Source organism: Psychrobacter sp. APC 3279 (assembly GCF_030407795.1).
GTDB lineage: Bacteria > Pseudomonadota > Gammaproteobacteria > Pseudomonadales > Moraxellaceae > Psychrobacter.
In genome coordinates this window covers 199944-209224 of the sequence record NZ_JASDCR010000002.1, presented here as the reverse complement: position 1 = coordinate 209224, position 9281 = coordinate 199944, and the positions used below count along the sequence as shown (strand labels likewise).

The 9281-nt window shown below is 42.1% G+C and carries 8 protein-coding genes and 4 tRNA genes; 1 reads left to right on the top strand and 11 read right to left on the bottom strand.

The window, feature by feature from the left end:
* From QL898_RS01810 to QL898_RS01760, 11 genes are all read right to left on the bottom strand, one after another.
* The coding region (locus tag QL898_RS01810) for a GTP-binding protein (protein WP_087553676.1) at positions 1 to 106 on the bottom strand (106 nt) is incomplete at its 3' end.
* 278 nt (positions 107 to 384) lie between these two features.
* A complete protein-coding gene (locus QL898_RS01805) occupies positions 385 to 702 on the bottom strand; it encodes a DUF6122 family protein (RefSeq protein WP_238069759.1) in 318 nt (105 codons plus the stop codon).
* A 209-nt stretch (positions 703 to 911) separates the two neighbouring features.
* Positions 912 to 986: transfer RNA gene (locus QL898_RS01800), tRNA-Thr, on the bottom strand.
* A gap of 103 nt (positions 987 to 1089) precedes the next feature.
* A tRNA-Gly gene (locus QL898_RS01795) sits at positions 1090 to 1163 on the bottom strand.
* An 84-nt stretch (positions 1164 to 1247) separates the two neighbouring features.
* Positions 1248 to 1331 (bottom strand) — tRNA-Tyr (locus QL898_RS01790).
* A 67-nt stretch (positions 1332 to 1398) separates the two neighbouring features.
* A tRNA-Thr gene (locus tag QL898_RS01785) sits at positions 1399 to 1474 on the bottom strand.
* A gap of 192 nt (positions 1475 to 1666) precedes the next feature.
* Entirely contained in the window at positions 1667 to 3163 is a 1497-nt protein-coding gene (gene trpE / locus QL898_RS01780) for an anthranilate synthase component I (RefSeq protein WP_290175577.1), read from the bottom strand.
* 174 nt (positions 3164 to 3337) lie between these two features.
* Complete coding sequence (locus QL898_RS01775) at positions 3338 to 4555, bottom strand: FHA domain-containing protein (RefSeq protein WP_290175576.1); 1218 nt, start codon at positions 4553 to 4555, stop codon at positions 3338 to 3340.
* Positions 4556 to 4712: 157 nt separating this feature from the next.
* Entirely contained in the window at positions 4713 to 5564 is an 852-nt protein-coding gene (locus QL898_RS01770; protein WP_290175575.1) for an RsiV family protein, read from the bottom strand.
* Between the two features lie 202 nt (positions 5565 to 5766).
* Positions 5767 to 7362 (bottom strand): peptide chain release factor 3, encoded by a 1596-nt coding sequence (locus QL898_RS01765; RefSeq protein ID WP_057758477.1) that lies wholly within the window; start codon positions 7360 to 7362, stop codon positions 5767 to 5769.
* A gap of 205 nt (positions 7363 to 7567) precedes the next feature.
* Entirely contained in the window at positions 7568 to 8470 is a 903-nt protein-coding gene (locus QL898_RS01760; RefSeq protein WP_201547955.1) for a hypothetical protein, read from the bottom strand.
* Positions 8471 to 8737: 267 nt separating this feature from the next.
* Between QL898_RS01760 and QL898_RS01755 the strand changes: the two genes are divergently transcribed.
* On the top strand, positions 8738 to 9151 hold the full coding sequence (locus QL898_RS01755; RefSeq protein WP_191114742.1) for an Ohr family peroxiredoxin: 414 nt from the start codon (positions 8738 to 8740) through the stop codon (positions 9149 to 9151).
* Positions 9152 to 9281 lie beyond the last annotated feature (130 nt).

The window sequence follows — 9281 nt, the reverse complement described above, 5'->3', positions numbered from 1 at the left end:
CTACGGTTGCGATTGCAGCGGTAAGGGTTGTTTTACCATGGTCAACGTGTCCGATTGTACCGACGTTGACGTGTGGCTTGTTACGTTCAAACTTGGCCTTTGCCATGGGTATTTCCTCTTTTTTTGGTGAATGATCAATAAAAAGCTGTTTAATGGCTCATAATAGAATTAAATCATCATAAACCTAGCTATCAACCGCACGAACCACTGCTTAAACAATGCTCCGAACTAATTCTTGTATCCGTTATTATACGCTGACTTGTCTTAAATAGTCATACATCTCTCAATCGAAATCAACTTCTCTCTAACTAGTAGATATAAAGCTCAATTGATTATAACCTTTCTTATAACCGTATAATTATCTTGATATGCAAGGTCGCGATATTAGCTGACCGACATCATCAAACAATCCGTAAAATCCGTTAACATATGGAACAGCAATCCGATTCCAATGATATTAAAAGGCTTACGAAGAAAGAGTAAAACAAAATACACTAGCATCGCATAATAAGTATGTAACGGATGAAAATCAATGCTACATCTATTTGCCTGAAATATTGGGTTTGCTACCAGATGATCTATATCAACTAGCATGGTCGCAAGCAAAATCAGATATGCTTTTTTCCACTCTTTTCTAAAAAACGCAATCGCAATAAAAAGAGGGAAACCAAAGTGCAAAAAATAATGTATTAATGTCTGCATACTGACCTATTAGTTTTAGTCTTCTCTATATAAGACCATCAAAACCAACATTTATTAATATACTGACAGCACTAAAAGGCAACACCTCAGTGTTACCTTTGAATCATTGTCTACCGCACTACTGTTATATATTTCAATATTCTATAATTTCGATATCGACGCAAAGTTATATAAATAGCAAAACAAGCATAAAAGGTATAAACAATAAATGGAGCTCATATCGAGAATTGAACTCGAGACCTCTCCCTTACCAAGGGAGTGCTCTACCGCTGAGCTATATGAGCGTATATTGAAACCTTTGAACTGCACTAAAAAAAATATCACGATGCAGCAATAATTACTGACTCTCGTGATGATTTATTGTTATGCTTTGCGATGGTGTATATATGGAGCGGGTGGCGGGAATCGAACCCGCGTCATTAGCTTGGAAGGCTAAGGTGTTACCATTATACCACACCCGCATTTACTCTTATTCAGGATAACTCTAATCGAGAGTTATGAGATATAGAGAGTATGCTTGGCGCTATGACAAACTTTAGAAAATATGGTGGTGGGGGAAGGATTCGAACCTTCGAAGCTTTCGCGACAGATTTACAGTCTGTTGGGTTTGACCGCTCCCCAACCCCACCTTAGGTTGCTTTGAACAAAAATGACTTACATTTAAGACAAATTCATAAAAAGCTACTTTAAGAGAGATGGTGCCGACTGCCGGGATCGAACTGGCGACCTACTGATTACAAGTCAGTTGCTCTACCAACTGAGCTAAGTCGGCTTGTTCTCTTAAAGTGGTGGCTATTCTATCAAATTTTTTGAGATGCGCAAGTACTTTTTCATCTTTTTTTAAATTAATTTGATATAAATATTTAAGTCACTGATTAATCTGGTTTTTTTATAAATAAAAATATGACGATAAATTGGCTTTTTACTTGCAGCCCTTATTTTTATCATATCACTGGCTATTTAATTAGCGAATACGCAAGCCATTACAGGCCATTTCTACCGCTTTTATTAATGCCAATGCTTTTTTATTGGTTTCATCCCATTCTTTTTCTGGAACAGAATCAGCGACAACCCCTGCTCCGGCTTGAATATGTATCTCACCACGCCGCATCACCGCAGTACGGATAGCAATGGCCGTGTCCATATTACCATTCCAACCTAAATAACCAACTGAACCACCAAACACTGTTCGGCGCACCGGTTCTATCTCATCGATAATTTGCATAGCACGGATTTTGGGTGCACCCGATAACGTCCCAGCTGGGAAAGTGGCACAAAACACATCTAGTGCATCTTTGTCAGCTCGTATCGTACCCTCAACATTAGATGCGATATGCATTACTTGTGAGTAGCGCTCTATAAACATCTTTTCTGTGACTTTAACACTGCCATATTCGCAAACGCTGCCAATATCATTGCGACCTAAATCAATGAGCATCAAGTGCTCGGCTGTCTCCTTCTCATCATTTAACAGCTCTTGCTCAAGCGCTAGGTCTTCAGCCTCATCTCGGCCACGTTGCCGTGTCCCTGCCAGCGGCCTTACTGTCACTTTGCCATTTTCGATACGGGATAGGATTTCAGGAGAAGCACCGATAATATCAAAGCGTTTGTGATCGACGAGTGTATAGCCATGCACCAAAAACAGATACGGTGATGGGTTTAGGTAGCGAAGCGCACGATAGACGGCTAGAGAGTCACCTGTATAGTCCGCTGTCAAGCGCTGCGCTGGTACTACCTGCATGACGTCACCTGCGGCAATGTAGTCCTTTATTTTATTGACATCGCTACAGTATTTTTCGGCACCTGTTTGCGATATAAATTTAGGCGTAGGCATTACGGGTGCGCGCAGGTTTGATGGCTCTGCTAGCTTTTCCTCGATTTGTTCTAGCTCACGAATAGCTGAACTGTAGCCATCCTCAGACTGGCAATCAGCATAGACGATGATTGACAGCGTATTCTCTAAATTATCAAATACAATCACGCTCATCGAAAGCATCAGCCACATATCTGGCATCGACATTGGATTGGGCGCATCAGATAAACCGACACTTGGCTCAATAACACGTACCATATCGTATCCAAAGTAACCGACTAGACCGCCACTAAAGCTCGGCATCGTTGGCACATCTTCAGCGGTTGGCATGTGATACTGCGCCATCAGCTCACGCAGGTAATCAAAGGGATTCTCTACTGACTCTGTATCGATATGATCATTTCGTTTGGTCGTCATATTGCCATCAGCGTACTGCAAAATCAGATCGCTACCCAATCCAATCATGGAGTATCGTGCCCAGCGCTCGCCGCCTACCACAGACTCAAACAAATAGGCAGAGCCATTTAGATCACGTACTTTGGAGAATACAGATACGGGAGTCTGCGCATCCATCAGACGCTTTTTTACTAGCGGTGCGTGACTAAAACCTCTATCTCTAAGGGCTTGGTATTCTTCAAAAGTCATCATAATAGCGCTCTCTTAGCACCTTATAGGCAATAATAAAACTATAAGCTGCTCTAAAAATAGAGCGCCAATATTCGCTAAAATATCGACGCTATAATGAGTCATTTGTTTAAAAAACGGTAATCATAACAAGGCTCTCTATCAAAAATTACGACAAAGACCTAGTGTAGAGTTGAATTATGCACCGCCCATATTAAACAACCATAATGCCAAACCGATAATTAGAATGGTCACAAATACCCATATAAACCAGCCGCCGCTCGCTTTTTTCTCTACATGACCTGCATGGGCAGGATTGCTGATTTCTTGATCCATCGCATTATTGCCTTCGGTACCAAGATCGCGCGGCTGCCCTAAATTAGCCGTGCCTGAAAACTGTGCCGTAGCGGCTTGTTTGGCTTTTAAAACTTCAGGGTTAGCTTCTTCTTGTAGCTCTGTTTTCGTCGTTTTGTCGTGTTCGTCTTGGACTGCTAGCTCTTCATGCATTACTGGCTCTTCATGCACTGCTAGCTGCTCTTCTACCACTGGCGCGCTATCAGTAGATGCTGTATGTGATGACTCTGTAGACGTCACAGCCTCTGTTTCAGTTGCCGTTGGTACAGATGCGCCAGTTACTACTTCTGTAGCAACTGGCTTTTCTTCTACTGGCGTAGGCGATGCCGCATCCGCGCCAGACAGTACTTCATCAATACCTGTTTCTTTGACAACTGGCTCTGCAGAAACGGCTTCCTCGGTAGCTAACTCTTCAACAGTTGGTTCTTCAATAACTGGTTCAACGGTTTCGTTCGTAGGAGTGACTGAGTCTTCGGTCATATCTGAGCCGGCATCTACAGGTAAAGGCTCTACAGGTACAGTATCATCTGTAGCAGGTAACATTTCTTCGATACCAGTTTCTTTGATCACTGGCTCGTTGCCTGTTTGCTCTTCGGTCACAGGCTCACTAGTAGGAGTGTCTGTAACGGCAGCTGTATCATCATTCTCATGTGTATTTGCATCTGCTACTGGCTCTTCTGTGGTCACTGGCGCTAGTGCCTCACTCTCTGACGTCGTCACAGGTGCAGTAGATTCCTGTACTTGAAAGCTAAAACTTGCAAAGCCAAGCGTATCGTTTGCCTTTAGATGACTAGATTCATTGCCTTCGATACGTTGCTCATTGATAAACGTGCCATTAGAAGAATCTAAGTCTTTTACGTACAGCTGACCATCTAGCACACTGAGCACTGCATGGTTGCGAGAAACCTGCTTGCTACCTAGCACTACGTCGTTGTCACTACCACGACCTATAGATAAGCTATCACTAACCGTCAGTGTCAGGTCACCTAATGCTTCCGTCAATGCATTCAGCTGCCAAGTTGTACTTGCTGCCGTATTCATACTGTCTGTCTCGTTTGTCATGTTATAACTCCTTATTTTTCTATTGAATATCCAATGATGCTAAAAATAATAACTCTAAAATATTACTGCCAGTTTATGATAAGTATTGTCGCTATTTCTTTAATAATGTTTGCCTAGTACGGTTGATTGAGTACTTTCCTCAAACACCATACAGTATTTACTTTGGTATAAAGCGAGGTTTTATAACTTGATCGAGCCTGCTATACGGTATATTAAGGATAGGCATACCGTAAGCATATGGACCGATAGAGTAATGCTGATAACGAATGCTAATGCCTGTGTCAGTCAAAGTCACATTATCGCTTAATGTAAATGGCCAGTTTTTCTCATAACTGCTTACGTCCTCAGCAACCGTTTTAACCCACGTTTTATAAGCATCATAAACAAGCGCCTCAAAACGAGGTTTTTGCCCTGATATAAGCATGTCGTCAAGCGTGACTTGCTTTTTGGTACTTGGATCAAATACTAGGTACTCGCTATAAGGCATGCCGTGAGCACCGCCAGTATAAACATAGGAGCTGATCTCAAACAGCTCAAAGTCATCGACATGACCTAAGTAATTGGGCGCTACCATCAGATTATAACCCCATGACACATCATCAGGCATATCTTGGAATTGCGAACTCACAAAGCTATCAAGAGCATCCGTAACTTTTTTTTCGCTGCTTTTACCCTTAATAGGTGCTGACTCTGTCATCTGGCTATTGACGACCATATTATCGATACGGGCATTGGCAATCTCATCTATCCAGTTTTGACTGCTTTTGAGATATTTAACTTCAATCTCTGGACAGTTATCACGCTTGTCACACGTCTCTTGTATATTACTGGGTAATTGATACGGTAGATACTCCGTGCTGCTAATAAAGCTACCTGCATTTACCGACATACTAACGGCACTTAACAATAGGCTGCCAGTCAACATAGCAATTGAACGTCTCTGGCTTACCTTCATCGAAAATAGATCAGCCGATATAGATTTATCATCAGTTTGAGTCGTAGTGTGCATATGTCCTCTTCTACAAATATAAAATGCCATTCAATATTCTACCGTAACAATTGCAATGTATTGTAGGAAGACTGTTCACGTTTTTGAGGTGATGTAAGCGAACGATTATCTGACTCTTACTATTTAAGTCATAAACACAGGCAATAAAAAAGACACGGCTGGCGTGTCTTAATCAATAAACGATATAAGCATATAAATAAATTTAATGTTCGCGAGTGCTACTAAAAGTCACTTCTGGATAGCGGTCTTGCATCAGCTGTAAATTGACACGTGACGGTGCAAGGTAAGTCAAATAACCACCACCATCTAATGATAGTTGGTCATGGGCTTTTTTCTTGAACTTCGCCAATGCTACTTCATCATCGCAATGAATCCAGCGTACCGTAGCTATCGATACTGGCTCAAAGGTACATTGAACTTTGTACTCTTCTTTTAGACGATGCGCGACCACTTCAAACTGTAGGACACCGACCGCACCCAAAACCAAATCATTGTTAATCTGCGGCATAAACACTTGCGTTGCACCCTCTTCACTTAACTGCTGCAGGCCTTTTTGCAGGGCTTTTGATTTGAGCGGATCTTTTAGTACCACACGGCGGAACAGTTCAGGAGCAAAATGCGGAATACCCGTAAAGCTCAACTCTTCGCCCTCAGTGAAGCTGTCACCGATAGAGATAGTGCCATGGTTATGCAAACCAATGATATCACCTGGATAGGCTTCTTCTAGCGCCTCACGGTCACCTGCTAAAAAGGTCAGCGCATCGGCAATACGTACGTCTTTACCCAGACGCACATGTTTCATTTTCATACCCTTTTCGTACTTACCAGAGCACACTCGCAAGAACGCAATACGGTCACGGTGACGCGGGTCCATATTGGCCTGAATCTTAAAGACGAAGCCCGTAAAATCTGTCTCGGTGGCTGATACTTCACGCTCAGTCGTTGGATGTGCTTTTGGCGGCGGTGCATATTTGACCAAGGTATCAAGTACCATGTTTACCCCAAAGTTACCCAATGCCGTGCCAAACAATACTGGCGTCATCTCACCAGCCAAAAATGCTTCAACACTGAACTCTTCTAGCGCCATCTGTACCAGCTCAAGTGACTCTTCAAAAGCATCAAACATCAACTGTCCTAGACGCTCACGGATATCTGGATAATCGTAGCCTTCTCGAGTCTCAGAGACCGTCATCTTGCCGCCATTACCTTTTTCATAAAAGTAAGTTTTATTTTCAGTCAAATGATAGACACCGATGAAGTCTTGACCCATACCGATAGGCCAAGTTACTGGGATACATTTGATTTTTAGAACGGCTTCGATTTCGCTAAGCAACTCAAGCGGCTCACGAATCTGACGATCTAGCTTGTTGACGAATGAGATGATAGGCGTATCGCGCATACGACATACTTCCATCAGCTTGATGGTTCGTTCTTCGACACCTTTTGCACCATCGACCATCATCAGCGCACTATCCACTGCGGTCAGAGTACGGTAAGTATCTTCACTAAAGTCGGCGTGACCTGGGGTGTCTAATAGGTTGACCATGTGGTCTTTGTACGGGAACTGCATGACAGACGTGGTGATTGAGATACCACGCTCTTGCTCCATACTCATCCAGTCTGAAGTGGCATGACGATCGGTCTTACGGCCTTTGACTTCGCCCACTACCTGAATCGCTTGACCCCACAACAGGAGTTTTTCGGTCATGGTGGTCTTACCAGCATCGGGATGCGAGATAATGGCAAAGGTGCGGCGCTTAGCAACTTCTTTGTTTAATTTCTTTGGATCTACGCTCATAATTTTCAGCTTCAACAGTTATGTGATTTAGAAGTGACTCTAAACAAATAAAATAAATAATGGGTGTATTGTAGCGGATTTAGCATCAGGGTGCAGAATTAGCGTATAAAAAAACACGCCCCGTTATTTAAACGAAGCGTGTTTTTTGGCTTTCTAATTGCGATTATCATGCTTGAGTAGCACGACTAATAGCCATCAATTCATCTCAGTAGTAGCGTTCGATTTGCTCAGCTAAGAAGTCGCCAGCCACTTCATTGACGATTGTACAATCGACTACGTCAAAACGACTGTCTGTGTTCGGATCGGTACTACCTTTGGCGACATAGTTTGCTTCATAGACGTCTTTTCCGTATTCAACACCGCTATATTCATAAGCAGGCTGATCATCGTACTCAAAAAACATAACTTGCGCGGCTTGTTGCTGATTGCCTACGCCCACTCCGAACTGAGAAGTTCTGTGATCTCTATCTGCACTAAAGCGGGTTTTGGCCACTTCAATCCATCTTTCTATTGAGGCGTAACCAGTCTTGTTTTTCTCATTAAATGCCAAAAACGAACGCTCACTGGTTACCACAGGGATATAACAAACCGATCCTTCAGGAAAAGCAACATTGGTCGGAATTTCAGAATAGTTGTTTAAGTCGGTAATAATACCGTATCTATTGTTCATATTTGTACTAGCAACATAGCTGTTCGCACGCAGCCCTGATAAGTTAAGCGTCTTATAAGTGGTTTGGTAGTCTAGCTGGTTGTTGGTGTTTTTTTCATAAATAGGGCGTTTGACCGTCCGATTATCAACCTCGATGTCTTTATTTTCAAGTCGACCCTCGAAGTCATCTGCTAGCACGGTTCTGTCTAAATCATTCAGGCTTTGATTGCTATAACTGTTGATGAGATTGGTTGTTTTGATCTCGCGCGCACCAGTACGATACGTTTCATCAATTCGCGCAACTGCCGTAGCATTGGCTTTGCTATCGTAACTATTAGCAAAACTTGTCAATGTAATCTTGCTACTAGCCGACCCATAAGCGCCGTCTTCTTCTTCGCATCCTATCAAAGCAATCGTCGTCAAAAAACAAACACTAGGTATCGCAATCCATCTATTCATCAAACAATGTCCTTATGATTCAGATTCTATTATCCGTACTGATAACGTATATATGGCTCATTACCGCTATTGTACCTCTTTGACGCCTATAAGATAAGCTTGTAAATATAAAAACGAATAAAACTGAGCTCGAAATCTCATTTACAAACTAGCAGTATATATTTACTCTCTATGCACTGAGCTGCGTGAGCGATTTGTTATGCTAAGTTTCATATTAAGATTTACCACTTAAATATAAACATTAAAACTTACAACAAAGGATGTGTCATGAAATCTCTATACTCTACCAAATCTACTGTTACTGGCGGCCGCATGGGTACAGCAACCTTAAGCGATAGCGATCTTGAAATCAATATGGTACCACCAGGCGCTAATGAAAAAGGTAATAATCCTGAGCAATTACTTGCGATGGGTTATGGCGCTTGTTTTGATGGCGCTTTGGGCGTAGTCAAAAAAATGGAAAGCGCAACATTTGGCTCAACTGTTGAGACCTCTGTAGACCTACTACAAGGTGACAATCATGAATATAAGCTTGCCGTAAAAATTCACGTCATCGCTGATAATACAGACCTATCTGCTGACGAGATCCAAAAATTGGTCGAAAAAGCGCATGAAGTATGCCCATATTCGAAAGCAACCAGCGGTAACATCGATGTCGAAGTCTCATCAGAAGTAAAATAATGCATTCAGAGACTCGTTATTAACATCTATTTAATAACAAATAGCCGATAGTCATCCAATACCAAAAGAACTCAGATTATCTGGGTTCTTTTTTTGTTTTTAGCAATTTATTTATCCTAGACATGAAATA